The sequence below is a fragment of the Sphingobacterium olei genome, assembly GCF_005048855.1.
GTDB lineage: Bacteria > Bacteroidota > Bacteroidia > Sphingobacteriales > Sphingobacteriaceae > Sphingobacterium > Sphingobacterium olei.
Map to the genome: position 1 here is coordinate 150,220 of NZ_SUME01000007.1, position 26,235 is coordinate 176,454.

Below are 26,235 nucleotides of genomic sequence, written 5' to 3' on the forward strand. Positions count from 1 at the left end.
CATGGATTAAATACTGTGTCATTGTTTTAAAACTCCGTAAAAACGAAAAATTTAACCTTTTTAAAATGAGAAAGTTCAGTTAAACAATCCAAAAAAAGTTATTTTTTATTTGTACATAAAAGGAAAAACCCTACCTTTGCATCACTTCAAACAATGAAGGATAATTCAATACAGAATTAGGATTCCGTAGCTCAGCTGGTAGAGCAATACACTTTTAATGTATGGGTCCTGGGTTCGAATCCCAGCGGGATCACAACAAAAAGCTCAATCGAAAGATTGGGCTTTTTTTGTATCCCCATGGGATGAGAACGAAGCGTTGGGATGGGTTCGAACTTAAGCGAAGCTCGTTGCGGAATAGCGTGCGGGAATCGAGGGGCGCAACTAATCCCAGCGGGATCACTTAAGGAGACGATCAATTTTGATTGTCTCTTTTTTATTTCCATCAACTTATTGTTTTTCAAAGATTTACTTTGATGTTTTTGCTTATTACATTGGTTCGACATCTATAATCGTCGAATATTATCTATCTGTGAAAACATGATTAAGCAAATCGTAACTAGCTCAAGTGATGCTTTGATGTTCGATATCCCTTTCCCGTAGTGTTATCAATTAGAGTATCCTGAGCATTTTTATTGCTATGCATTTTAGCAAGCAGATATAGAAAATCGAGTATCTCTTTTACTTGCTTTTCATTTGTCTCGATACCATTCTTCTTTAAAATTTTTATTGCCTGCACAATAGAAACCTTTCGATCTGAAAAGACTCTGGTTGAGATTTGTTGCAAAGTTTGTTGCTTGGCAATCAATAACAACACTATACCCACTGTATGAAGTTATCATTGATAGTGCTTGATTTATTTGTAATGGATTTAATTCCTTTGTGATTGGGTTGAATGAAGTTGGCGTAAATAACTCGATGATATACCGCTTACCTGCTACGTCTTGATTCTTATACAATTCATAAACATTGCCTCCCCACCCCATTAGTTCTACGACATTTTTGAATGTATGATTACTGATTAGTCTTTCGTTCACAAGTGCCAGATGTTCATTGAGGAAATCCAAAACCTCTTTGTATTCCTTTTTTAGATCATTAAAATCATCCAGTTCAATTTTATCATCCAGGAAATACCTTCTTAACTTTGATATTAAAAGCTCCTGCTCTGAAATCTCCTTAAGATTTTTTTTTTCGTTTATACATTCTCGTTCCACAGTCAGGATATTTTCATCTTCTAACACAAGTTCGAGCAATTCATTTACTTCTGGCCTGATTGTCATTTTTTTTAACCGTTCTTCGTATTCACCTTCCAGGATATCAGCTCTTACACAGCCTTTGCATTTGCTGACTGAACAGTGATAATATCGATATTTCGCATTTCTTCCAGTGGATATACTCCCTGTTAATCGACGTCCACACAATGGGCATATTAAATACCCTCTCAAAAGAAAAACCGGTTTCATTTTTTGCTTATATGTATTTCTCGTGCGGCGGCTGTTTATCAAAGATTGAACCTCCCTAAAAAGTTGCTCCGAAATAAGCGGTTCGTGGATGCCTTCTACAAATTCTTCTTCTTCCGTTCTGGTTGCAGGTACCGATACCAATCCACAGTAAAATGGATTGTGCAGTGCTTTCCAAAAATTATTTCTACTACACCTGAGGCCTCTGAGGTTAGCCATCCTCCTAACATGACTAATCGTAAACTTACCGCTTGAATATTCTGTAAATGACCACCTGATATAATCTGCTTCAGGCTGTTTAGGTATCGTAATCTTCTTACCATCGGAAGCGACCTGATTCATATAACCGATTGGCGCTTTTGCTGGCCACCTGCCCATTTTTCTTGCCCTCCTCATGCCGTCAGAAGTATTTTTCCCTCTCCTATTATTTTCGGCTTCTGGAATTGACAAATAGACAGCGAGCATTACAATACTTTCAGGGACTTCAAAATCGATGGGCTGATCGATAGCCATTGCCTGTGTGTTAAGTCCCCTCAGTATCCCCATCATTTGATAGGCATATTCGATACTGCGGCTAAAGCGATCCCACTTAATAAACAAAATGTTTTCCTGAGAATGATGCTTACTCCTCTTTATTGTTTTTATGAGGCGTTTCCATTCTGGTCTATTGAAATCCTTCGCCGAAAAATCTTCCCTGAAGATTCCCCTGACCTTGATTTGGTTCATCTCGCAATACTTTAGCAAGCGGTCTTCTTGTTCAATAAGTGAAAATCCTTTCCTTTTTTGTTCGTCAGTACTTACCCTGACATATAAGTATGCTGAGTTCATAATGATGGTGTTGATTAGTAAATCCGATATTTGCCCTAAAAAATTAGAGTATTTGATCATTCAATACAATTTCCGAAATTGCGTGTTGGCTTTCTTGAGACATTTCTAGTGAGGAGCCAAAAGAAATTATGACATCTCATTCTCATTCCTCTTCTAAATGCTAAATGGCGCACAATATTCTAGTAGCATACCTTTACACATATACCGTGAAAGGACACGGGATTTAGTTGAGTAAAAGAAAGTTTATAATAAAAGATTGTCTGCTTACGCCAAGATAAACGCTAATTAATCTAATATTACCTGATTTAACTTAACTAATTGTCTTTATGCGAAGATTTAGAAATTATAAAAGAACATTAGTGTCCTAAACGTTTAATATGTGATTAAGATGGGGGCATCATTTCTAAATCTGTGAAATTTAGTTGTTCGCTAAGTTCAATTAAAAGATGCTATATTTTTAAATCGCACGTTTTTTATTAAATTGGCTTAGCGATTTAAACCGGAATTTTTATAGAACTAACCGCCAGATTAGAACTTGCTCTGGCAACCAGTTTCCCATTAACTTGATTGATGACTACCGCATTGAAATTAATAACGGTTCTTCCTAACTTGATTAATTCTGTTTTAACCAAAACGGTGTCATTTTCTGAAGCAGGATTAAAAAAATCAACACCTAAATTGATTGTAGGATAGAAGTTTTCTAAACCAAGTATCATAAAGTTAACCCCAATGCAATCGTCAATCATACTGGAAATAACACCTCCGTGAAGCATTCCTACGGGATTGGTCATTTCTTTTCTAACGGTAAATTCAAATTCCACGGCTTTATCATTTACAGAAACTACAGTCCCATTCAGCCATTTCGCATAAGGAGACGGACTTCCTGAAAATGGTTTGCCGATAAAACTTTGAAGTAATTGAAGTCTTTTATTTTCCATATTATATTGCTTTATTAACTGCTTTTAAAACCAAACCTTCAATGGTGTAATTAAAGGATTTGATTTCCACGCAAGCTGGGAGATTATTTGAGATGTTATGAATTATTTAAGTTCAGTATTAAAAACTATTGAAAAATATAATAATATTTTTTCCTTTACTTCTTCAATATCAATAGTTTTGTTTAACTCATTCTGTAAGGTTGTAACTGTTCTATCTGCTTCTGCAATTCCACAGGGCACAAAATATTTATAGTATTCCAATGAGTTGTTGATGTTAAAAGCAAATCCGTGATTGGTTACCCATCTGGAAAGATGTACCCCTACTGCACAGATTTTCTTTTTCATTCCGCTTAGGTCATCTTTTAGCCAAACTCCAGGAAATTCTTCGTCATAATAGCTGTTAATACCATAATCATTCAAGGATCGGATGATTACTTCTGCAAGACCTCTTACATACCATCGTATATCTGTTTTAAAGTTTTCCAGATCCAGTATTGGATATCCGACTATTTGCCCATCCCCGTGAAATGTAATCGCGCCCCCACGCTTTATATCTATATGATCCAGACCAACCTCAGACAGTTTCTCTTTTGAAATTAGGAGCTCACTTTCCTTCGCTGAGCTGCCAAAGGTTAAAATAGGTTGATGCTCGCAAAGAATTAGAACATTATCCATAGAAGTATCTATCTTAAGATGTTTGTGCTCAATAATCCTATTTCTTACATCCCGCTGCTTTATCAAGGCTTCTTGATAAGGTATTTTGCCTTGGTTTAGGTAAGTGGTTGTAATTTGTTTCATATCTCTATATCTTTTTTGTCAAATAACCAATCGACCAACTTCTGTATGCGTGGCCCAATGATCAAAATTGCAGGGATAACCACTAGGTAAGCAAGACCCCACGACTTCGACCATATTTTTAAGAAATTGGGCTTAAATCCAATGTTCACAAATATTACAGTAAAAGATATAATCCCTGTGGTTATAACTCCCATTATCAATGCGAATGCGAATTTTTTTTTCATTTTTAATACACTGCTTTTCAGTGGTAATTATACTTATTTCTGACTCGCCAGACCGTCGGACCAGCTCACTTGACTTTGACAAGCCGACACTCTTAAAAATTATTTGAGTTTAAGAACCGGTTTACATCGGTGCCAAAAATTTCAGGGTATTGAAAAAGAAAACCGTGTCCGGCATCGGGGTATAAATTGAGTTGAGCATTGGGCAGTAAATTATACAGTTCAACCGAATTATGCGTAGGCATTTGAACATCTACTTTTCCATTTGCCACTAAAATCGGATTGGTTATATTTTCGTAATTGACAGTATTCAATGTGTCATTTCCCCAACTAAATCGGGCTATGGCTTGGGCTTTTGCAGTTTCTTTGCTCACAACCAAATCTTGCGGATATTTACTTTCCGATTTACGTTGCCAAAATGCTTTTCCCAATTCCCGACTTTTGTCGGAAGCATTGAAAAAAACTGTCAAAAATTCTTCCATTCCTAATGTGGGTGTTGTAACCATTTCTGCAATTTTCGGGTCACGCTGATTAATGCTTTTAGCACCTTTGGGTGAAGTTCCTGCCAATATTGCATTGCGAACAATTTCATTGTGCGATACAAGCAATTCCTGCACTACACAACCACCTATTGAAAAACCAAGCACATCTACTTTGTTGTAGCCAAGAGCCTTAATGAAGTGGTAAGCATCTTCCGCCATTAACGAAAAACTTTCGGGCGTTTGTCCACCTGAACTTGCTACACCACGATTATTGAAAGTGATAACAATACGTTCCGATGATAATTTTTCAATCAATGCACCGTCCCAACTATCAAGATTACCACGAGTATGTATAAACAGAATAAGTGGAACATCTGTTTTGGCATTTGTTCCTGTTTTTCTGTAAGTAAAGTCATTGCCTTTGACTTCAACGGTGTCGGTTTTGTATTCAATCAGACTTACAGGTATTTCTGTTTTCTCATTACCTGCACAACCTGACAAGAAACCAAGCAAAAAAATATTTCTTATCGTATTCATCATATTTTACAGTTTTAAAAGTTTGTTATCAATTCTTTATTAGCCTGTTTACGACTTTTTCTATTATCGGTGCAATGAGTAATATGCAGGGAATAACAACCAGATAGGCGATTACCTTGGCGCCTGCCACCAAAAACTGTCTGGCAGCTTCCAGCCCGATACCGGAAGTTCCGTCGGTTATTAAAATTGTTTTGTCTTTTAGTCCATCACTTTTTTTTACAATAAATTTTATCTTCCGGAATGAATGATAAAAGATTTACGAAATTTTCGACATCGCTTCTGCAACTGCCACAGCATATTTTTTCGTTTCACCCACGGGTACATCGAACTGGCTGTTTTCAAGAGCAATGAAAAACTCGTCGGCTACTTCTGCCGGTGGAATGCCGTTTGCGCCACCTATTTCTGCTGAAAATTCTGTATTCACCAATGGCGGGTAAATTTCGTATACCTGCAGGTTTTTAGCTTCTTCAAACGTCATTCTGAGTGCCATCGTATAAGCGTGAAGTGCCGCTTTTGTTGCTCCATAGGTAGGTAAAAACTTGTGGCTGCCAAAAACTGCGATAGAAGAAACATTAGCGACTGCAGCATTTGCTTTTTGCAATAGGTGAGGCAACATCAATTCAGTAAAATGAATGATTGCCAAATAATTCGTATTCATCTCAATGGCAGCTTTTTCGTGTGCGTTGGTAGTTTCGCTCAGTAAATATCCAAATGCCGCACCTGCATTATTGACAATCATATTTACCTCTGGATGATTAACTTTCAAATCTTCCGCAATGCGAATTCTATCTGCCTCTATCGATAAATCGCCTTGAATGGCAACTGCATTTGAAAGCTCTGCAAGTGCTTTTTCAAGTCGTTCCTCACTGCGTCCGTTAATGATAACTTTATTATCTGATGCGCTAAATTTTTTGGCAATTGCAAGACCTATTCCTGCACTTCCTCCACTGATAAAAATTGTATTTCCTGTTGTTTTCATTTTTTTTGTTTTAAAAATTTTGTAATTTCGCTTGCGATTTGCAAGTACAAAGATATAAATACACTTTCGTTTTGCAAGTAATTTAAAAAATATTTTATGGCAGATAGTAAAAAAAGGTCGGATTGTCCCGTTAGTTGTTCCCTTGAGATTTGGGGCGACAAGTGGTCGTTGTTAATTGTGAGAGATTTAATGTTTACAAAACAATGTACCTATGGCGATTTTTTAAAATCAGACGAAAAAATTGCAACTAATATCCTTGCTGCCAGATTGAAGTCGTTAGAGGAGGTTGGGATTATTGAAAGAACCGAACACCCTGACAGTAAAAGAAAAATGTCTTATAAACTGACAACCAAAGGAGTTGACATGGTTCCTATACTATTTGAAATAATAGCATGGGCTGATAAATATTCAACTATACCTAAAGAGCAAAAAACGTTGTTGAAGAAATACAAAAAAGATAAAGAAGCGTTTATCAAAACATCTATTAAAGAATTGAAGTAATCCCTATATTGCAGGAAAGGGATCTTTTTCACCAGGATTATGAAGGTAAAACTTTACGTGAACATCTTGGTGCACCAGATCGGTATGGAATTGATCCTCGTGTTTAATTATAAAAAAGTAATAACAAATAAATTTATATCATATGGAAATAGGAATCATTGGATCTGGTAACATAGGAAGTGCACTTGCCGGGTATTTAACAGCATTGGGTCATCAGGTATCCATTGCTAACTCTCGCGGACCGGAATCATTAGGGGAAATTGCTGCAAAAACTGGTGCAGAAGCAACAACATCGGTGCAAGCTGCCAGCGCTAGAGACCTTGTTATTCTTGCGATTCCACAAAAGGCAATGATAAAGCTACCGATTGATGTATTGGCTGCTTCCAACGCAATTGTTTTGGATGCAGGTAATTACTATCCTTCCCGTGACGGAAAGATTACAGAAATAGAAAACGGATTGACAGACAGTGAATGGACCGCCAAAGTTATCGGTCACCCTGTGATAAAAGCTTTTAATAACATTGTCGCTCCAAGTTTAGCTGAGAAAGCCGTTCCGACAGGAAGTTCAAACAGAATTGCCTTATCCGTTGCTGGCGATGATGCCGAACAAAAACAAGTTGTGATAAAACTCATTGATGAAATCGGCTTCGATGCCATAGACGGAGGTTTACTTTCTGAATCGTGGAGACAGCAGCCGGGCGAACCTGCATATTGCCAGGATTTAAATAAGAGCAAATTGAAAGCAGCATTGGAAGAAGCCGATATCAGCAAGCGTGCCGAAAACCTTGCTGCGGCGGATGAAATGGCAAGACCTTATTTATAAAACGAGATAGTGGTTCTTCGTCAAAAACTGTGAAAGAAATTTTGAGCATACGCTAAGTGGTTGGCTTTCCGCTCCTAGTACGGCTTGTTTGATGCGATTAAAAAAGCCACCAAAACTGCTATGGGCAATGCTCGCGGCTTTGGTGGATATAATTCTTTTTTTTAATTATTAAGCTTCCATCGGAATGAAACCTTTCATGGCATCAAAAATAGTCATTAGTTTGGCTGGAATTCTTTTTTCCTGAACGGTACTCAACTTTAAAACAGAAGTAATTTTTTCGGATTGGTTATTCTCTACAAGCTCTACCCAATTAGGATTGACCACCAAAGTTCTTGCTAAAGCAACCATTGATACACCATTTTCTAACACACTTGTTGCATCTTGTGGAGTATTGATACCTCCTGCTGTAATTACAGGTACTCTTTCATTAACATAATCAGCTAAAACAGCTGAAATAACTTTATCCGTATCTTTTGAATGAAGGGGTTTTTGAGAAACAGCATTTAGCAATGAAAAGTGTAGATAGTCTATATTTTCATCAATCAATTTATCAATCAATACAAAAGTTTCAGGCAAACCATACGTTTCTTGAGGTATTTCTTCCGGTGAGATTCGGTATCCCAAAAGAAAAGGTTTTGTTGCATATTGGGCAATTACTTGCTTAACCTCTTTTACTATTTCGATACCAAAGCGTAAACGATTATCGAGAGAACCACCCCAATCATCAGTTCGTTGATTGAAAGAAGGGGACATAAAGTTTTGTATCAGAAAGCCGTGCGCACCGTGTATCTCTACACCATCAAAACCCGCCTCTATTGCCCTACGAGTTGTTTCTCCGAATGCTTTGATGATATCCAAAATCTCTTCGTGTGTCAATTCCCTTGGTGTAATAGCTGCCGCCATAGGGGAAGCTTCCGTAGTAACAGCACTTGCACTGACCACTTCGCCATTTGGTATTAACTCAGGAACAGCTTTATTACCCGCGTGATAAATCTGCATTATGGATGGTGCACCACCGCTTTTGGCAGCGGTAGCCAATTTCTTTAAGCTTGGCTGGAATTTATCATCATAACCTGCATATTCATTTGTAAAGCCAATTCCATTTGCTGTAACACGTGTGCAACCTGTAATAACTAATCCGACGCCGTTTACCCGTTTTTGGTAATACTCAACTTCTTCATCTGAAATTGTATAATCATCATTGGAAGACCAAGTTGTCATAGGCGACATAACCAACCTATTTTTTAACTGAATGCCATTTTTGAAGGTCAATGGCTCAAATAATTTATCAAACGTACTCATATTTTGTTTGCTATTGTTTAAATTTTAGAGTACAAAGATGAGAAATGGGATATTGGGAAAAGTTTCCTAATTGAGGAAAAAAGTAGCCAAAATAAAGAAGAGTAAAGTATTTAAGCATTCGGCAGATCAGTTCATTGATTGCCTGAACTTCAATGGAGAAATTGCTGTTTTACTTTTAAAGAGCTTGTGAAAAGACTGTGGGTGCTCAAATCCTAATTGGTATGCAATTTCTGCAACGGAAAGGCTGGTTGTACCCAGCAATTCTTTCGCCTTATCAATTAATTTATTGTGTATATGCTGTTGTGTATTTTGCCCGGTGTAAGCACGGAGCATATCACTTAGATAGCTTGCTGATACGTTAAGCTGTTGCGATAAATAACGAACACTTGGAATGCCCGATTCTTCAGGTAATTTATTGTCAAAATATGTATTGAGCAGATTTTCCAACTTTACCAGAATCTCATTATTGCTCGCTTTTCTTGTTATAAACTGTCTGTTATGAAAGCGATTACAATAATTCAGCAATAGATCAATATGAGAAATAACTACATCCTGGGTATAATGGTCTATTGATTTTTCTATTTCCAGAAGCAAATTCTGCATTAATCCCCCAATGATATTTTCCTCGGCATCCGAAGTGTGCAAAGCTTCACTTATCTCATAGGAAAAGAAGCCATATCCATTTATTTTGTTAGACAAAAATGTGTTCTTAATAAAGTCGGGGTGAAAGACAAGCATCCAGCCCTCAGCTTTTGAAGAACTATAAGATTCGATGGTAAACATTTGATTTGGTGCAAAAAAAACCATTATACCGTCATTAAAATCATAATATTTTTGCCCATATTTGATGGAAGCATTGCAATTCTTTTTTAAAAAGACAGTGTAGAAAGTATAAACTATCGGTTGTATTTCTTCTGATAATCTATTAGTTACTTCTGAAAGATTGATTACGCTTACCAATGGATGTGTAGGCTTTTTCAAATCAAAAAATGAATGTAGCTCTGAAATAGAATGGATAATATATGGACTGTCTTTTTTCATTTATACAAATTTACAAAATGGAAACAAATACTTAACGCTGTTTATCTATTGTGTTCGTGTTATTAGACTTCTATAGGTTGACCGTTTTCATTCTAATTATTACATGATTTTAATTAAAGTGGAAGAGATAAAAGTGGTATTTCACTTCTTGAAGCCATTATCATTGTTTTACTCCTATGGACCATCGATTCCCAAAAACCATATCTGTAGGGAATCATTATAACAAGGTTGGCACTGATCTGTTTTATTTCATCTTGAATAGCATCAATGATTTTGTCAGATTCAACATTTTTATAGTAATAATTCGTTCCCTGCAATCCTTCTTCGAAAGTTTTAGACAAACTAATTCCTTGTTGCCCATTAGCTAACTGAGTAATTTTCTTGCTGACATGAAATACTTCTATGGTGGCTCCCACTTTCGCAGCAACGTCTTTTACTTTGTCCAATACGGTTTTATGAATGCCGCGGGTAATTTCACATGCAAAGAGTATGGTTTTTACTTTTTGGTATATTGCATTTGCTGGAACCGCTAGCACCGGGAATTTAAGACTATGTACAGCCGAAGTTGTTGTGTTACCTAACAGGTCTTGTTCAAGTGATTTGCTCGCCATACCCATTACTACGATATCAGCTTGGGCTGAAGTGATTGCATTTTGTAATTCTTCTTTAAAATCGCCCATCCTCCAGATTGTATTTACTTCAATTTTAAAATGTTTGGAGAGCTTGTCAGCTTCTTTGAGTAGCTTGTCCCGGCTTGATTTCATTAAATCGTCTATGGCAGAAGCCGGTGCACGGGAATTAAGCGCATGAATCGACATATGATATAGATGAAAAAGTACAATTTTAGTTCCTGTATCCGAGGCAAAATTGCAAGCATAGATGGTTGCGTTATTAGCCCCTGACGAAAAATCTGTGGCAACAATTATTGATTTCATGATCTTATATTATTATCTGCGGGAAGGTCAGACGATTTTAATTAGGTGATAAATATCCTCAATTTCCATATTTATAAAGTAGTCAAAATCCGTTTTGTAGTAGCCAAAATGAAGATGAAGAACTCGATTATGCAGTTGCATTTCAAAAAGAAATGGAAACTTACGCTTCATCCATTAGGCATAGCCGATATTGAGAGCCCTGTCAACAAAGGAAAGACTTCACTTATTAAAGGGATGAAAAGTAAAGCCGGAAAGAAATTCGATGCTTATATCGTGTTGAATGAGGATTACAAAACCTCTTTTGAATTTGCTAAAAATAAAAGCTACAATAAGTAATGGAAAATAAACCTACCATTAACCCCAAAGAAATCAAAAACCTGATTTATACCATACGCGACAAACAAGTGATGCTGGACAGCGACCTTGCTTCATTATACCAAGTGGAAACAAAGAATATCAACCGGGCGGTAAAAAGAAACATCGAAAGATTTCCAGAATCATTCTGCTTTCAATTGACCGAAGCGGAAATTGAAAACTTGAGGTTCCAATTTGGCACCTCAAGTTTGAGCTACGGCGGAAGACGCTATTCGCCCTATGTTTTTACAGAGCAAGGGGTCGCAATGGCATCTGCCATACTCCGTTCAGATATAGCTGTTAAAGTCAGTGTTGAAATTATGGAAGCCTTTGTAGAAATGCGGCGAATGCTTATCAGTAATGCTTCCCTTTTTCATCGCCTGGATAAGATTGAGCTGAAACAATTGGAAGCCGACCAAAAATTTGAAGAGATTTTTAAGGCTTTGGAAAGCGACAAGCTCCACAGTGAAAAAGGTATTTTTTATAACGGGCAGGTCTTTGATGCCTATACTTTTGTTTCGGGTATTATCAGAAGGGCCAAAAGCTCCATTATCCTTTTGGATAACTATGTGGACGATACGGTATTGACTTTATTGGGAAAACGCAAAAACAATGTAGCCACAACAATCTATACCAAAAACATCAGCAATCAGCTACGGCTGGATGTACAACGGTACAACAGCCAATATCCTTCCATTGAAATTGAGATTTTCTCCGATGCTCACGACCGATTTTTAATTATTGACAATGCGGAGCTTTACCATATCGGGGCATCACTCAAAGATTTGGGCAAGAAATGGTTTGCTTTTTCAAGGATGGATATTGAGGTTGGTAAAATGCTTCAGAAGTTATCTCCTTAACACAAACCCTCTGAAAAATCAGAGGGTTGTAATCTACCTTTTGTTAGTGGTTACTGGGACTTTTGAACCAGTCGTTATAGATCATATCAAACTTAATTTCACCTTTGCCATGCATACCAATTTCTTTCCAACCTGCTTTTCTATAAAATGCTTCGGCTCTTGTACCGGGTGCAGCACCTAACCAAACGGTTTCTTTTGTTTTACTGAAATACCAATTGATCATAACATCAAGCAATTGTCTGCCAATGCCTTGCTTGTCAAAGTCTGGATGAATAAATAAAGCCCAAATATTAGATGAGCCATTAGGCTTAACATTTTACGGAAACAGATCCCGTATGTTTTAGTTGGTACCTAAATTACAATTGGAATATCGATTTTAAGTAGAAAGGTTAATACAGGCGTTCCATTATTAAGAGGAACACCTGTATTGAGTAAATGGTTAACGTTTTTTTATTCTTTTAGCCTCTTCTGAAATTCTGGCAAAAGATTTATCTCTTTTACGTTTTTCATGCTCGGAAGTAGAAAAGTACCAGGATTCTTTACGCAATTTGAGGTAACTATTGTATACCTCTAGCTCTAAAAGACCACTGTTTACAGCTTCGACAACCGCACAGCCAGGTTCATCAACATGCGTACAATTTTCAAAACGACAGGATTCTGCAAAATCAGCAAGCTCGAATATATTTGATAATGTATCAGAATTGTCTGACGCTAAACCAAATTCTCTAACACCGGGCGTATCTATTAAAACACCGCTACCCTCCATAAGCACCATTTCTCTCCGAGTCGAGGTATGCCGTCCTTTACCTGATGATTTGCTTATCTCAGATGTGGAGAATACTGTCCGTTCACACAGTGCGTTGATCAAAGAACTTTTTCCGACTCCTGATGATCCCACAAATACAATCGATTCTCCCTGCTTGATAAATCTTTGCACAGGAAGTATTGTTTCAGGAGAGAGCGTGCTTGTGAAAAATATCGGCATTTGATGTCCAATATGTTTCAGCGATTCCTCTACTTCGTGGCGATTAAACTCCAAATCAGATTTAGTGAGGATCAATATCGGCTGGATATCTTCTTCAACCACCTGGACCATGAATCGTTCCGTTCGCCGGACGCTGAAATTGGCATCAAGACTTTGTACGATAAATGCCTTGTCAACATAGGATGCGATGGCCTGCCTGTCGGATAGTGTACCGCTTTTTCTTCGGTACAGCGTATGCTTTCGTGGCAAGATATCTACGATTATTCCTTTGTTGTCGTCAAAAGGTTGAAAGATGATCCAGTCGCCTGTACACGGAAGTTCAAATGATAATTTTCCATAAAGCACATTACCTGCCAGTTCACACAACAGCCGACCACTCTCGGCAATGACCTCATAGTTGGTCTTGTTTACTGCGGCAACACGGCCATGAAAAAGATGCTTGTATTGTGAAGCTTGTTTGAGTTGAAACAGACTGTCGTTCCAACCATATAATGATAAGTTATTCACTGCTTAATAGTTTAAAATGATGAAATAAAATTGCTTAATTCTCTATCATCCGAATGGTTTGCTCCATAGAAATCAACGTTGGCAGTACGTGAACCACCAAGCCGATGACTTTAGAAACAAGACACCCGGAATCAGGCAATCATTCCAATCGTCAAACTATAATATGTGAATAGTTGTCTTTGCATAAGGTACAAAGATATAAAAAAATCTAATTCAATACTTTAATCATTTAGTTACTGACCATTTCTTTATACAGCTTTCTTGTTCCAATTTACTACGATAATCTAAAGTAAACTACTGTAACATTCTTCATTCTTATTGTTATATAAATCTTATCCTGAGTGGTTAGCTTTTTTAAGAAATCATATATGCAAAATGCTTTAAACTCTGAATAAATAATAAACCCTCCGATTTGGAGGGTTTATTATTATGCTTTAGAGGCTTCCAAAGATGCTTTTCTAAATTCCTTTAAAAGCTTCTCTAATTCAAGCGAAGTCTTACGGGCTCTTGTGCCGGCTGCTTTGTTTCCTTTTTCAGCTTGTAATTCTGCGTCTGCTTTTAGTGTTTCAAAGCTTGCATTGATCTTTGTGATTAGTTCGTTCATTATGATAATGGATTAAAATTTATAACAGGCAAAAATACAATTTCTGCTTTTAAATCCTATCACTTTACGCCAAATACGACCTCTCAAAGCCAAACACTGCCACATTTTTAAAGGGACCTATCTACTGCTATAATTTTAGGCTTGCAACTAAAATTCTAACAAAATTATAGTATGGATACACAACAAAAAAGACCTATCGCATTTCAGGTTACGATTACAAGAATTGTTAAACACCAGCTTCCCCGAAAAAGCAAACGACCAAAAATTTATTGAGCAACGTTCCTCTTGGGCTGCCAATACCTATGAGGGTGCTCATAATTTTAAGGCCGCAGAAGCCCACGGAATTAGTATGGAGTTGCTTATGCACCCCATCAGTTTTAAATGGATTTCAAAACCCTTACCCTGTCTTGAAAAGCTTGCTTCGAAATTGCTGAATTTGGCGCAAATAAATCATATGCGTGTGGTACACCCGGATGAATGTGGAATTCTAATTCAACACCAGCCTTGCATAGTTCATTTGCATATGCAATTGATTCATTTCTGAAGATATCCAGAAAACCAACTTCTATATAAGTGCCAGGTAAATCTTTAAAATCAGTAAGATATGCCGGAACAGCTATAGGAGATAAATTATCGTTTTCCATTGTTTCACCCAATGATGCTTTCCACCCTGTATAGTTGGAATTATAATCCCAAGTAACAAAAGGGACGAGTTTCTCGTCGGGCGTTATATTCCTGTTATCCAACATTGGGTAAATCAGAATTTGTTTTGCAATGGCTACATTTCTTTCTCTACATAGGATAGCGGCACTGGCAGCAATACCGCCGCCGCCACTGTCTCCCATAATGCCAATTCTGCTACCATCAACATCCAGCTCATCTGCGTGAGATAGTAACCACTGTATTGCTGAAAAAATATCTTCAGCCTGCATTTCACCCTGTACTTCCGGTGCAAGCCTGTAATCAACAACAAGAAAAGAAACATCAGTTTGATCAACATACTGCTTGATAAATGGCAGATATACTAATGCACTTCCAGCTACACGACCGCCGCCGTGTGTGTATATGACAGCTGCGTTGGATTTTACTCCTTTTTTAGATACCCAATACAAATCTATGCTTGCTCCGTCTTTTGTTTCTGTTTCAAACTTTTCTACATTGATGTTCTCCCTATCCGGAAAAGCCGAGAAAAGACCATCCAAACCGCTTGTCTCGATTCTTAATGTTTTCCAATCGCCCTTTCTAAGTGGTTCCACTTTCGGTGCATTTGCCACTAATACCGCTAATACAGAGGCAATTTCATCGTTTACCAAATATTGTTTTGACATATTTTATCTAATTTTACTCTTAAAAAACTTGTTTATCTATGTGTACTTTACGTTCTATGAACTACATTTTTCATTTACTGAATACTTATTCCCGCATCAATAACCTGTTCGCTTCCTGTTATATAAGATGATTCGTCCTAGGCAAGAAAAACAACCAAGTTGCTCACTTCCGATGGTTCTGCTAATCTGCCCAATGGAATAAGTGGTGTTGCACTGACGCCGTCGTCGGTTGATGCTGCAGTCACCATAGGCATTCTGATAACACCTGGTTGTACAGAATTGGCGCAGATATATTCACCGCTACGGCTTTTGATAAACCTATCATGGCAAGCTTACTGCCCAATATAAGCAAGGTTTGGAAAGCCATAAATAGCAACGATACCTGCAACTACTCCTTTTTTCATACGTTTAATATCAATTCAAACATTTTCATAGCGAGAAGAAAAACTGTTGTTGCCACATCCTGACCTTCCGGAATACTTTTATCAAAATGATTTTTTTACCAGTAGATTATCTCCTTTTTATCAGCGTAATCAAATCTATCCTCACTGGATTTCCATTTCTTTGTCTTGCATTAAGACAGCGCAATTCTTAGGCTATTGAAACTATCTCTGGTTCCTACATGAGAAAAGACTCGTCCAAAAATGCGGGATTTGGATAGCTATAAAAACCTTCCCCTGTTGCCATTCCTAACTTGCCCTTGTCAATGAATTCTTCTTGTAGTCTGTTAGCGGCCTTTTCAAGCATGCTGTCATTGAGCTGTTTTGACGCTGCAGTTATAATGTGGTAAGTCGTAGTCATTCCCACCGCATCAAGAAATGCAAAAGGGGTAAAATTGCTCTGCGTACCAGTCATCCAAAACTTGTCGATGGTTTGAAAATCAGTTACACCATCGGCCCATAATTTTAAGGCCGCAGAAGCCCACGGAATTAGTATGGAGTTGCTTATGTACCCCGGCTGTTCTTTGTATATAGGCAAAGGGTTTAGCCCAATAGAGGTAGTAAACTCAATTATCTCATTAAAGACTTCGGGATTTGTGCCTGCATGTCCCATAATTTCGCCAACATTGTGTTTCCATACCTCAATTAAAAAGTGAAGTGCTAAAAATTTCTCTGGCCTGCCGGTATCCTCTGCAAACTGGCTTGGAATAAAAGAGGACGAATTGGTACAAAATATGGTCTTCTCAGGTGCTACCTTGCCTAGCTTAATATAAAAATCTTTTTTGATCTGAACATTTTCCGGGATTGCCTCAATTACAATATCTGCATCCTGTACAGCTTCCTCCAGATTGGAGCTATAAGATAGATTGGTAATGGCCGTATCCAACTGCCCCTGGGTAGCGCCAATATCCTTCTTGTATACATCAAAGAAAAGCAACATTTTTTCCTTTGCTTTCTCAAGAAACTCATCCTTTATATCGTAAACTACAACCTGATGGTTGTGAAATGCCGTTTGAAACGCAATTTGTGATCCTAAAACGCCGCTCCCTGCTACTACTACTTTTTTCATATATTTAAATACTACTACCGTTATAAATTTTATTATATAAATTCAATTATTTTCGTATTAGCTGCCTGGGCGTACCAGTACCTTTACAGAAAGCTTGCTATCCGCCTGCACCTCAAAGGCCTCAGGTAATTTACTAAGCGCAAAACGATGGGAGACAATGGGTGTAAGGTCTATTTTTCCTGCTGCAACAAGTTCTATTGCCTGCTGCATTTCTGCACTACTGAAGGCTAGGATACCCTTGATGGATAGCATACAGTTTACAAGGCTCAGGGGATCTATCTCAGCTTTTTTGCTATAAATCGCAAGCACAATATACTGACCTTTTGGAGCCAATATCTCGATGCCCTGAGCGAAAATGGCTGGCACTCCTGCACAGTCAAATACGACCTGTACATTCGGAATCTCTTTCTGATAAAAGAGGTTACTTGTTTTTCCAAATGTTTCTTTCAGAAAGACTGAAATATCACCGTCCTTGATGGGGTTGAATGTATATTTCGCACCCAAAGTGCGGGCGATTTCCAGTCTCGCATCGCTGATATCGCTGATGACTACATTTTTGACATCCAGCGCACCAAGAGATGCCAAAACTGTAAGACCTATTGTGCCTGCGCCAAAAATTACGACATTATCTGAGGTCTTAACCTGGGCAAGATTTACCGCAGAAAGACCAACACTTAAGGGTTCCATCATAGCTCCCTGTTCATCGCTTATTGTTTCTGGAATAGGGAACACATCGATTCCAAGTTTAGCGTTGTTTATAAGGACATAATCTGCAAAACCGCCTGGATTTGATCCCAGTCCCGTTCCCTGAATTGTCGGGTTTACCACCACACGGGTTCCGATAGAAAACTCTGTTACGTTGGTACCTACTTCAACGATAGTTCCACAAAATTCATGACCCAGTACAGATCCTTCGGGAACCATAGGCTGATGGTAAAAATGGATATCACTGCCACATATACCAGCCATGGCGACTTTTATCAGTACAGCATCAGCTGTAACTTCCGGAAATGGCAAATTATCGACACGAATGTCATGAACGCCATGAAAGACGCCAGATGGATTTTTTTCTTGATTGCTCATACGATTTACGATTTAAATTTATCAATGTAAAATTAGATCAAGAAAACAACTTCTAAAAGGTCTGGAATGTATTATTATTGGTCTAAAAGTGAAAGGAAATTTGATATTCGGGATAGAATAACTATGGTGCGATTGACAGTAAACTTTTTCTATACTCTTTTGGTGGCAAAGAGGTATGGCGTTTAAAGAACTTTCCAAAGAAGGACTGGTCGCTGAAATTAAGCTCATTGGCTATCTGGGCAATGCTAAGCTTATGGTTACGCATGAGCAGGATGGCTTCCTGCACCACATAATAATCAATAACTTCCCTGGAGGAAATACCCAAAAATTCCTTAACCATCTCGGTAAGATATCTGGGTGAAACATTCAATTTCGAGGCATAGTACTTAACCTCTCTTTCTAATTTGAATTCTTTTTGTACAAGATGGGTAAATTCCATCACGACTTTTTCTTTTCTGGACAGGTGTACATTTGACAACTGTGAGTACCTATTGCCCAGTTCACTAATTTCGTACAGAAGCACATCAAAGGCAATGGTAAGCAGTTCCTTTCCAAAAAGATGTTCTTTTACTTTTCCGTTGCGCTTATAGAGCTCACCAAGCAATTTATGTATCAATTTTGCATCCTGTGCATTCAGCGGCCAGATCGGGGAAAATTGAGAGGAGAAATAATTGGGGATATCTAACCTTTGTCTTGCATGCTCGGTAGTTTTAAGGTATTTGGCACTAAAGGCCACAACAGAGCAAACAGCGGTCCCATCAGTACCCATAAACTGCAGTATATCTTTAGGTGCAGTAAGAATAAGCGTGTTTCTGCCAACGAAATACTCCTTAAAATTTATGTTTACAGTCGTCTCTCCTTTGATTACAAGGAGAATGGCGAAGAAATCTGACCTAAAATAACTACCGAACGCTTTGTCCGTTACGTTTTGAAAATCAGGCTTAATTTCAAATTCCATATTGTCCTGCTTGGCGTCAGGAAAAAGAACCGAATTGAAATCAGATATTTTATAAACCGGAATATCGTTCATATATAAACTATTCTGTTAAACCCTACTACCATCTCGATAATTATTAAATCACTATTATATTCAGTTATAGACACGTATGGATAAACATCAAACACATTACTTTGAACAAAAATACAAAATTAATATACTAACTGGTATTTAACTGGTATTTAATATGTGCCATAATTTTTCTACCTCTACTCTAACAGAAAAACAAAACAAGTTTTTGTGGACGAAATTGAACAAATTTCGATTTAGACCAATAATGACTAAAAAGAGACCTTTTCCTTTAGGGATTCGTTCTGGATATTTGTAAAGTAAATGGTAATTCACTACTGCTTGGGGGATAACACATCAATTACGCAGGGATCGATATTTCGACTCAATTTATTCCACATAGCCATTTTCAGTCTTATTTTATAAACAAAAAAACTGAAAAGGGAGAATTGAGATTTGCCAAGAAGTAAAAGGCTAATTTGAAATTTAACAAATTAATATAAAACCATTACCGGTTATCAAACCTTCCATGGGAATGAGTAAATCCGATAGTTTCATAACAATAGAAAAATATATTTATACAGATGAAAATAGTAATAGTTGGAGGCGGTTTTGCAGGACTTAATTTAGCCAAGCGCCTTGTTGATGAACATCCGATTGAGGTTACCTTGCTGGATAAGAACAATTATCACTTCTTCCCCCCATTGATATACCAGGTGGCTACAACATTTATCGAGCCAACCAATATCAGCTATCCGTTCCGTACGATATTCCAGAAACGTAAAAATTTAAAGTTTTGGATGGGGGAACTGAAAAACATCGATACGGAAAAGAATGTGATAGAAACTACTACGGGCAATATTCCATACGATTACCTTGTGCTGGGCATGGGAACCGAGACCAATTACTTTGGTATGGAAAATGTGAAACAGAACGCCCTTCCATTAAAAACAATTGATGACGCTATTAACCTGCGCAACCATATCCTGCTGAATGTTGAAGAAATAATAAGAACTGCCGATCCTGTAGAAAAAAACAGGAAACAGAATATTGTCATTGCCGGTGGGGGACCGACCGGGGTGGAAGTAGCGGGCATGTTTGCAGAGATGGCCAGTCGTATTGTCAAAAAAGATTATCCCGAACTCGCATCCACCGGCCAGATCTACATAGTGGATGCGCTGGGATCGCTACTGGGCCCAATGAGTAAAAAATCACAGGAAGAGGCCTATAAAGTTCTTGATAAGCTGGGCGTACAAATTAAACTGAATGTTTCTGTCAAGGATTATATAGATGGAAACGTACTGCTATCATCAGGAGAACAGATTCCTACCGATACACTGATATGGACTTCAGGGGTAATTGCAAGGGAAGCACCCGGATTGCCCAAAGAAGCTGTAGGACGCGGCAGGAGACTTTTGGTTGACGCCTATAATAAAGTAGTGGATACAGAAAACATTTTTGCCATTGGTGATCAGTGTCTGCAAAGTACAGATATAAATTATCCAAACGGACATCCTCAACTGGCGCAGGTTGCCATGCAGCAGGGTAAATTATTGGCGGCAAATTTTAAAAGAATGGCTTCCGGAAAAGAACTGAAACCATTCCAATATCAAAATAAGGGAAGTATGGCCTTTATTACCAAGTTTAAAGCCGTGGCCGATCTGCCCAAGCTCTTTGTGAAAGGGTTTCTCGCATGGCTGGTATGGCTTTTCATCCACCTGATACCTATTGCCGGATTTAGAAACAAATTGCGTTTGGCATACAATTGGGCGTGGGCTTTTTCGGTAAACCGATCAGCACTGCGGTTAATCATCCGGCCAGATAAAAAGCAGCGTGATATTTAAGACAAATAAATTGATTGATTTTTTTGGGTAGGTAATTTAGGCCCTCAGTCAATAATTGTGTCGGTCAATTTTGGAACTTTCTAGTCCCATCAAATGACCGACATTTTTGTGTGTAAGCTTATTTTGAAAAAACGCATCTCTTCTGAAATTACCTATTTCCCAGCAATAGCTTGCCTTCCATTCTCATTTATGATGCTATTCAAGAAAAAACAGTTAAGACATTTGATAAGTTCCTGTTGCTGTTTATTCTGAAGATGGCCATCCTCCATGGCATGTTGTAATTGCCATAAGTATAAATTACCGGTAAAGCTCATATCAATGTCCGAGCGATATAAACGTTCATCTATCCCTCTGACTATATTCTGGTTGATAAACGGGAGGAGTAAGTCACTTTTGAACTGCTCAAGTAAGCTGTATGCCTCAGGATAATACTTTTTAAGATCCCAGATAAAATGTGCGGTTATCAAACCTTTTTTATTTTGCACATAAAATAAAAAAAAATAACCATTTCAATCGTCTCATTAGGGGAAATGCCTATGCTTGCCCTAAGATACTGTTCATCATGGTCAAGCAGGTTTTGTACAATTTTTTTGATCAGTGTTTTTTTATTCTCAAAATACAGATACAGTGTTTTTTTAGAAACGCCAGAATGGTGTGCTATATCGTCCATCGTGGTCGACTTTAGGCCAAATTGGGCACAAAGCCAACCTGCTGTTTCTACTATATGGCTTTGTTCGGTTTTCATTCCAGTTTTCTTCTTGTTTTACTTAATCCCCGCAACTTACAGTTCACCCATGGCTTTTTTCAAAATAACTTCATTAACGCGGTATTCCACCTTAGCATCTATTAGGTTGGAGTTTGCCTGCTGCCAAAGTACCTGAGCTTCCAGTACATCCTCACCCAGGACAGTTCCTGCGTTGAACCTGTCCTGGTTTAGTCGTAGGTTTTCCATTGCCTGCTGCAAGGATCTTTCCATAAGCTCAATGCGTTTAACAGACTGGCGCAACTGCAACCACGCATTTTTGACCTCCAAACCAAGTAGTTCCTTAGTTTCTTCCAATTCCAATCGTTGTGCATCGGTTTTGAACTGTTGTTCTTTAACTTTTTGCTTTCTTCCGCCCCAGTCAAAAATTGGAACGTTTACTGACACTAATCCAACGAAAGCCTGTAGATTGTTGTTCCCATTTCCAAAATTTATCTGTTTACCAAATGCAGCAATGCCGTTGGCACTCAGTCCTATCGTGGGCCTGCGGTTGCCCTTAAGCAGTTCGGTTTGCAGTTCCTGTATCTCTACCGCTTTATTGAGCATTGCAACTTCAGGACGTTTCTCTATGGAAGATCTATCCGCCTCCGAAACCAAGGTATATGCTACAGACACGTCATCGTTTACGTCATAGTCGGTATTCTGCTGACCCGTAATCTGTGCCAGGTTCAATTTCGCCATTGTTAAACCATCTTCTGCTCTTGTCAGGTTAAGATCTGCCTCGTTGCGCTGCACATCTACTTTGAGCAGATCGTTTTTGTAAATCAGTCCTGCGTCAAATGAGTTCTTAAGCGTAGTATGTAAAGCGTTTAACAAGCGGATATATTCTTTTGCCAACACATTTTTTTCTTTTGCGCTAACTACCTGCCAATATGCTTTTACCACATTCAATAATACTTCGTCTTCCGTTAATGCCTTTTGGGCGCTTTGCAGATCAACAGCCGAAGCGGAAAGTTTTTTTGCATTTTGGACTTTCCCTCCTGCATACAATACCTGCGATACGGAAAGCATGCCACTTGCCTGGTATTCAGGCAACAACGCTTTCAGCGGGTCGGATAAATACAATCCGGTAACACTGCCATCTATGGTAGGTTTGCCCCCAGCATTTGCAGATGCTGAAGCTGCCTGTGCCGCTTCAATATTCTTTTGCGCCTGCCTAAGTTTTTTATTGTTCTGTAGAGCCATAGATTTTGCCTCCTCCAGACTGATTTTCTTTTCCTGTGCCAATCCTTTAAAGCCATTTAGGACTAGAAAGAGCATGAGGAATATAGATAGTATTTTTTTTTGTGTATTCATTGATATATCGTTTTATCAAAGCTGCCGAAATAAAAAAGTTTTAACGAGACCAGTATAAAACAGGCAGTTTCGGATTTTTACTTTTACTATTTAGTGGGCATGCTTTGGCTTGTACATTACTTCGTCATCGCCGTTAGGCTGCTCGCTTGGTGCTTCTTCCTGTATAATTGGCTGTTTCAAGAATTTATAGTACATCACTGGTACAACAAACAAGGTCAGTATCATTGAAAATATTAACCCAAGCGCCAATACACTGCCCAAAGGAGCCCATAAGGGAGACTTGCCAATAATCATGGGAACCACCCCTACGGCAGCAGCTACCGATGTTAGGAATATTGGTCGCATTCTTCGTTTAGCGGCAGATATTGCAGCAGCTTTGTGCGCATAACCGTGGTCACGTATCAATTCATCTGCATAATCTACCAAGATAATCCCATTACGCACCACGATACCGATCAAGCTGATGATGCCCATAAAGCCGGTCATGCCCAGCGGATTTCCAGTAACGTATAATCCCAGAAATGCACCAAAAAGACTTAGTAGGAATGTACACAATATGATGAGTGATTTGCCCAAGCTCTTGAACTGGAACAGCAGCGTAAGGAAAATGAGGATCAGGCTCACGCCGAGTGAAACCCCCATTGAAGGCGCATTCTCCGAACTGGATTCTGCATCGCCTCCGTATTGGATTTTTGTACCGGTCGGTAATTGCAATGCATCGATTTTTGGCTGAATATCTTTCAATATCCTTGAAGGTTTGAGGCCCAATTGTGCTTCGGAGAATACACTCAGGAGTTTCAGCCCATTTCGCCTCGCAATAAGCCCGGTATGCCATTCCGGCTCCAAGGAAGCAACTTCTTTGAGCGGAATTTTGCTACCATATCTGGAAGTAACGTGGAGGTTCTCCAGGGCAGTTAAATCCTTCCTGCTTTCTTCTGCATAGCGCAGGAAAATATCAACAGGCTTATCCTGTTCCCAAAGGGTTGATACGGAATAACCTTTTAGCCCTACACCCAATGTCTGGGTAATGGCCTGGTTGGATATGCCCAGGCGATTTGCTTTCACATCATCAATGTGGAGTTTAACACCCATGTAATCGTACTCACTTCCAAGCCGCACATAATTAGTACCTTCAGCTTCTTCGAGTATTTTTTTGATCTGCAAGGCCACTTTTTTCTGATCATTTTCGTTTTCGCTGATTACCCTTATCTCGATGGGTGAGCCTTCCTGAAAGCTTAACTGTCTTATTTTTACAGCACCATCTGCCATAAAGCCTTTCAGGATTTGCAGGTATTCGTGCACCATTTCATCAGATGCACCATTGCTCTCTGTGGTAATGAAAACCTGGGCAAAGTGTTTTTTTGGTGATTCTGGGGCATATGTAGTATGAAAACGGGGTGAACTCATTCCGATAAAACTGGTCACATCCACTACACGCTTGTCTTTTTTCAACAACAGTTCCAGTTCCTTTACCTTGTCTTCGGTTTTTTCAAGGGAACTGCCGTTGGGCATCCAGACCTCCATATTGAACTGGTTACGTTCCAATGTCGGGAAAAATTCAGTATCCACTTTAGTTGCAATAAAAAGTGCAGCCACCACAGACAATAGACCCAAGGATATTGTGGTTATAGGCCATCTGAAAGCCTTTTCTACACCCTTGTCAAATACGGACTGCAAATGGTCCAGCATGCTTTTCTTTATCGGGCGGTCGCTTATCTTATGCTTCAATCCTTTTTTGATGAAAACATAACAGGTGTATGGCGTGAACAGCAGCGCAATCAGCATCGAAACAATTAAGGCTACGGCTACTGTAATGGGAAGGGAAAGCATAAAATCTTTACTGATACCATCCATAAATATGGCTAGCGGCAGAAAGGCGAAAATGATAGCCAGCGTTGCCGTGAAAATGGGGAGCATCAGTTGCTTTGCCGCCTGCCATGCCGCCGTCCACGGTGCTATTTCTTCATCAAGTTTTTCGATATAGTTATCTACTACCACAATGGCATTGTCGACCACCATTCCCAGCACGATAATCAATGCCGCCAGTGTAACCTGATGCAGTTCCAAACCAACCATTTGCATCAGTCCGAAGGTGATGACTATGGAAATAGGCGCTGCCGCAGAAGCCACCGCCGCTACGCGTACAGGTAGAAGCAACATAACAATTAACACCACGGCACCGATAGCCAGACCAAATTCTTTCATGAAGTGGCTGATGCTTTCGCCCACCACCTCGGGCTGGTTGACAATAGTCTTCATTTTAACATCGGGTGGAAAGGTTTGCTGGATTTCAGCGATTTTCTCTTCCACTTCCTTACCAAAACTTACAATGTTGTTGCCCGGCTGCATGTCTATAGATAGCACCATTGCCTTTTCTTCGCCTATACGGACAAAGGAAGAACGTTCTTCAAACCTACGTTCCAGCGTAGCAACGTCTTTCAGTCTTACAACCGTTCCTGTGGGAGTGGTGTAGACAATTTGGTCGGCAATATCTGTTACATCCCTGTAGCGGCTGTTGGTATAAACGGGAATGATATTGTTCGATCCCAATGCAACCTCTCCGGTATAGCCCGTAACATTCTGCTGCTGCAATACACCTATCAGGGTGCTTACATCAAAACCGTACTGCTGTAATTTTCGGTCATCTATTTTGATGTAGATCTGTTGTTTCTGTCCTCCCGAACGGTTGATTTTGGAAACCACGGGAATGACTTTTAGTCCGTTTTCGAGTTTATCGACGTACTTTTCTATCTCGGCATAGGAACGCTCTTTTGATGATACGGAAATGATCATCGCCGTTACATCGCTGAAATTACTGTTTACAAACGGTCCGATAACGCCGGCGGGAAGTTTGGAGCGTAGATTGGCATCCATATCGAGTTGAAGTGTATGCCAGAATTTCTTTCGGTCTTTAACTACGGTGTTCATTTCCACCTGTAGGAACACTTGTCCTTCGCGGGTCTCAGACTTGGTCTTTTGCTTCTTGATTTCTTCAAATGAAAACAAGTACTGTTCTATTTTCTTGGTAACTTCTTCTTCCACCTGGTGTTCATCTGCCCCGGGGTACAGGGCATATACTGCGGCTACAGGCATATCGATGCGTGGGTTTTCGCTTCTCGGCATATTGATTAGGGAGTTGATCCCCATAAGCATAAGCAGGAATACCAGTACGATGACTACCTGTTTGTGCTTCATAGCAGCTTCCAGAAAATGTATCTTTCTCTTCGTCATTTCAAACAATTATTTATACGTTA

Annotated in this window: 27 protein-coding genes, 1 tRNA gene and 1 pseudogene; 7 read left to right on the forward strand and 22 right to left on the reverse strand. The window is 39.0% G+C overall.

The annotated features are described in order from the left end of the window. Nucleotides 1-180 precede the first annotated feature (180 nt). Nucleotides 181-253, forward strand: a tRNA-Lys gene (locus tag FAZ15_RS16760). 436 nt (nucleotides 254-689) lie between these two features. Here the strand turns inward: FAZ15_RS16760 and FAZ15_RS16770 are convergent. The 7 genes from FAZ15_RS16770 to FAZ15_RS16800 form a co-directional block, all read right to left on the reverse strand. After that, on the reverse strand, nucleotides 690-2,285 hold the full coding sequence (locus FAZ15_RS16770; protein WP_136902473.1) for a recombinase family protein: 1,596 nt from the start codon (nucleotides 2,283-2,285) through the stop codon (nucleotides 690-692). 494 nt (nucleotides 2,286-2,779) lie between these two features. Then, nucleotides 2,780-3,223, reverse strand: a complete 444-nt coding sequence (locus FAZ15_RS16775; RefSeq protein WP_136902474.1) for a PaaI family thioesterase — start codon at nucleotides 3,221-3,223, stop codon at nucleotides 2,780-2,782. 102 nt (nucleotides 3,224-3,325) lie between these two features. Then, nucleotides 3,326-4,021 (reverse strand): lipoyl(octanoyl) transferase LipB, encoded by a 696-nt coding sequence (gene lipB / locus FAZ15_RS16780; protein ID WP_136902475.1) that lies wholly within the window; start codon nucleotides 4,019-4,021, stop codon nucleotides 3,326-3,328. Further along, nucleotides 4,018-4,245, reverse strand: a complete 228-nt coding sequence (locus tag FAZ15_RS16785; RefSeq protein WP_136902476.1) for a DUF2798 domain-containing protein — start codon at nucleotides 4,243-4,245, stop codon at nucleotides 4,018-4,020. Before FAZ15_RS16785 ends, lipB begins: the two co-directional genes overlap by 4 nt. A 92-nt stretch (nucleotides 4,246-4,337) precedes the next feature. Then, nucleotides 4,338-5,264 (reverse strand): alpha/beta fold hydrolase, encoded by a 927-nt coding sequence (locus FAZ15_RS16790; RefSeq protein WP_136902477.1) that lies wholly within the window; start codon nucleotides 5,262-5,264, stop codon nucleotides 4,338-4,340. A gap of 25 nt (nucleotides 5,265-5,289) precedes the next feature. Further along, nucleotides 5,290-5,391 (reverse strand): DUF2798 domain-containing protein, encoded by a 102-nt coding sequence (locus FAZ15_RS23140; protein WP_162304984.1) that lies wholly within the window; start codon nucleotides 5,389-5,391, stop codon nucleotides 5,290-5,292. A 126-nt stretch (nucleotides 5,392-5,517) separates the two neighbouring features. Next, nucleotides 5,518-6,240, reverse strand: coding sequence for an SDR family oxidoreductase (locus FAZ15_RS16800; protein ID WP_136902478.1), 723 nt, complete (start codon nucleotides 6,238-6,240; stop codon nucleotides 5,518-5,520). A gap of 96 nt (nucleotides 6,241-6,336) precedes the next feature. On the opposite strand from FAZ15_RS16800, the gene FAZ15_RS16805 reads away from it, so the two are divergent. Together FAZ15_RS16805 and FAZ15_RS16810 are read left to right on the forward strand one after the other, a co-directional pair. Then, nucleotides 6,337-6,741 (forward strand): winged helix-turn-helix transcriptional regulator, encoded by a 405-nt coding sequence (locus FAZ15_RS16805; protein WP_136902479.1) that lies wholly within the window; start codon nucleotides 6,337-6,339, stop codon nucleotides 6,739-6,741. Between the two features lie 142 nt (nucleotides 6,742-6,883). After that, complete coding sequence (locus FAZ15_RS16810; RefSeq protein WP_136902480.1) at nucleotides 6,884-7,564, forward strand: NADPH-dependent F420 reductase; 681 nt, start codon at nucleotides 6,884-6,886, stop codon at nucleotides 7,562-7,564. 168 nt (nucleotides 7,565-7,732) lie between these two features. On the opposite strand, the gene FAZ15_RS16815 is transcribed toward FAZ15_RS16810, so the two are convergent. From FAZ15_RS16815 to FAZ15_RS16825, 3 genes are all read right to left on the reverse strand, one after another. Then, on the reverse strand, nucleotides 7,733-8,866 hold the full coding sequence (locus FAZ15_RS16815; protein ID WP_136902481.1) for an NADH-dependent flavin oxidoreductase: 1,134 nt from the start codon (nucleotides 8,864-8,866) through the stop codon (nucleotides 7,733-7,735). Between the two features lie 126 nt (nucleotides 8,867-8,992). Beyond that, the gene (locus FAZ15_RS16820) at nucleotides 8,993-9,907 is read right to left on the reverse strand and encodes a helix-turn-helix domain-containing protein (RefSeq protein ID WP_136902482.1); all 915 of its coding nucleotides are present in this window, start codon (nucleotides 9,905-9,907) and stop codon (nucleotides 8,993-8,995) included. A gap of 113 nt (nucleotides 9,908-10,020) precedes the next feature. Continuing rightward, entirely contained in the window at nucleotides 10,021-10,842 is an 822-nt protein-coding gene (locus tag FAZ15_RS16825) for a universal stress protein (protein ID WP_136902483.1), read from the reverse strand. A gap of 114 nt (nucleotides 10,843-10,956) precedes the next feature. Here FAZ15_RS16825 and FAZ15_RS16830 point away from each other — a divergent pair, with 114 nt between their 5' ends. Both FAZ15_RS16830 and FAZ15_RS16835 read left to right on the forward strand, forming a co-directional pair. Then, nucleotides 10,957-11,178 (forward strand): topoisomerase C-terminal repeat-containing protein, encoded by a 222-nt coding sequence (locus tag FAZ15_RS16830; protein WP_238387288.1) that lies wholly within the window; start codon nucleotides 10,957-10,959, stop codon nucleotides 11,176-11,178. Further along, a complete protein-coding gene (locus FAZ15_RS16835; RefSeq protein WP_136902484.1) occupies nucleotides 11,178-12,056 on the forward strand; it encodes an ORF6N domain-containing protein in 879 nt (292 codons plus the stop codon). Before FAZ15_RS16830 ends, FAZ15_RS16835 begins: the two co-directional genes overlap by 1 nt. Nucleotides 12,057-12,099: 43 nt before the next feature. Here the strand turns inward: FAZ15_RS16835 and FAZ15_RS16840 are convergent, their stop codons facing one another. The 3 genes from FAZ15_RS16840 to FAZ15_RS16850 all read right to left on the reverse strand — a co-directional run bounded on the left by FAZ15_RS16840 (nucleotide 12,100) and on the right by FAZ15_RS16850 (nucleotide 14,152). Continuing rightward, complete coding sequence (locus FAZ15_RS16840; protein ID WP_136902485.1) at nucleotides 12,100-12,345, reverse strand: GNAT family N-acetyltransferase; 246 nt, start codon at nucleotides 12,343-12,345, stop codon at nucleotides 12,100-12,102. 150 nt (nucleotides 12,346-12,495) lie between these two features. After that, nucleotides 12,496-13,548: a ribosome small subunit-dependent GTPase A gene (rsgA, locus tag FAZ15_RS16845; protein ID WP_136902486.1), complete on the reverse strand. Its 1,053-nt coding sequence runs from the start codon at nucleotides 13,546-13,548 to the stop codon at nucleotides 12,496-12,498. 427 nt (nucleotides 13,549-13,975) lie between these two features. Further along, nucleotides 13,976-14,152, reverse strand: a complete 177-nt coding sequence (locus FAZ15_RS16850; protein WP_136902487.1) for a histone H1 — start codon at nucleotides 14,150-14,152, stop codon at nucleotides 13,976-13,978. Nucleotides 14,153-14,375: 223 nt separating this feature from the next. Between FAZ15_RS16850 and FAZ15_RS16855 the strand changes: the two are divergent. After that, a pseudogene (locus FAZ15_RS16855) lies at nucleotides 14,376-14,471 on the forward strand (DUF1896 family protein); the annotation flags it as partial. A 58-nt stretch (nucleotides 14,472-14,529) separates the two neighbouring features. Here FAZ15_RS16855 and FAZ15_RS16860 read toward each other — a convergent pair. The 5 genes from FAZ15_RS16860 to FAZ15_RS16880 form a co-directional block, all read right to left on the reverse strand. Beyond that, nucleotides 14,530-15,480, reverse strand: a complete 951-nt coding sequence (locus FAZ15_RS16860; RefSeq protein WP_136902488.1) for an alpha/beta hydrolase fold domain-containing protein — start codon at nucleotides 15,478-15,480, stop codon at nucleotides 14,530-14,532. 137 nt (nucleotides 15,481-15,617) lie between these two features. Then, the gene (locus tag FAZ15_RS22900; protein WP_317130493.1) at nucleotides 15,618-15,794 is read right to left on the reverse strand and encodes an SDR family oxidoreductase; all 177 of its coding nucleotides are present in this window, start codon (nucleotides 15,792-15,794) and stop codon (nucleotides 15,618-15,620) included. 304 nt (nucleotides 15,795-16,098) lie between these two features. Further along, nucleotides 16,099-16,989, reverse strand: a complete 891-nt coding sequence (locus FAZ15_RS16870) for a 3-hydroxyacyl-CoA dehydrogenase (RefSeq protein ID WP_136902490.1) — start codon at nucleotides 16,987-16,989, stop codon at nucleotides 16,099-16,101. 57 nt (nucleotides 16,990-17,046) lie between these two features. Continuing rightward, complete coding sequence (locus FAZ15_RS16875; RefSeq protein ID WP_136902491.1) at nucleotides 17,047-18,072, reverse strand: zinc-dependent alcohol dehydrogenase; 1,026 nt, start codon at nucleotides 18,070-18,072, stop codon at nucleotides 17,047-17,049. Nucleotides 18,073-18,193: 121 nt separating this feature from the next. Next, complete coding sequence (locus tag FAZ15_RS16880) at nucleotides 18,194-19,102, reverse strand: helix-turn-helix domain-containing protein (protein WP_136902492.1); 909 nt, start codon at nucleotides 19,100-19,102, stop codon at nucleotides 18,194-18,196. A 560-nt stretch (nucleotides 19,103-19,662) separates the two neighbouring features. Here FAZ15_RS16880 and FAZ15_RS16885 point away from each other — a divergent pair. Next, complete coding sequence (locus FAZ15_RS16885) at nucleotides 19,663-20,922, forward strand: NAD(P)/FAD-dependent oxidoreductase (RefSeq protein ID WP_136902493.1); 1,260 nt, start codon at nucleotides 19,663-19,665, stop codon at nucleotides 20,920-20,922. Nucleotides 20,923-21,074: 152 nt separating this feature from the next. Here the strand turns inward: FAZ15_RS16885 and FAZ15_RS16890 are convergent, their stop codons facing one another. The 4 genes from FAZ15_RS16890 to FAZ15_RS16905 form a co-directional block, all read right to left on the reverse strand. Next, on the reverse strand, nucleotides 21,075-21,389 hold the full coding sequence (locus tag FAZ15_RS16890; RefSeq protein WP_136902494.1) for a hypothetical protein: 315 nt from the start codon (nucleotides 21,387-21,389) through the stop codon (nucleotides 21,075-21,077). Beyond that, a complete protein-coding gene (locus FAZ15_RS16895) occupies nucleotides 21,386-21,667 on the reverse strand; it encodes a TetR/AcrR family transcriptional regulator (protein WP_136902495.1) in 282 nt (93 codons plus the stop codon). The genes FAZ15_RS16890 and FAZ15_RS16895 overlap by 4 nt, the downstream gene beginning before the upstream one ends. 36 nt (nucleotides 21,668-21,703) lie before the next feature. Continuing rightward, nucleotides 21,704-22,981, reverse strand: a complete 1,278-nt coding sequence (locus FAZ15_RS16900) for a TolC family protein (RefSeq protein ID WP_136902496.1) — start codon at nucleotides 22,979-22,981, stop codon at nucleotides 21,704-21,706. Nucleotides 22,982-23,071: 90 nt separating this feature from the next. Then, nucleotides 23,072-26,212, reverse strand: coding sequence for an efflux RND transporter permease subunit (locus FAZ15_RS16905; protein ID WP_202912433.1), 3,141 nt, complete (start codon nucleotides 26,210-26,212; stop codon nucleotides 23,072-23,074). Between the last annotated feature and the right edge of the window lie 23 nt (nucleotides 26,213-26,235).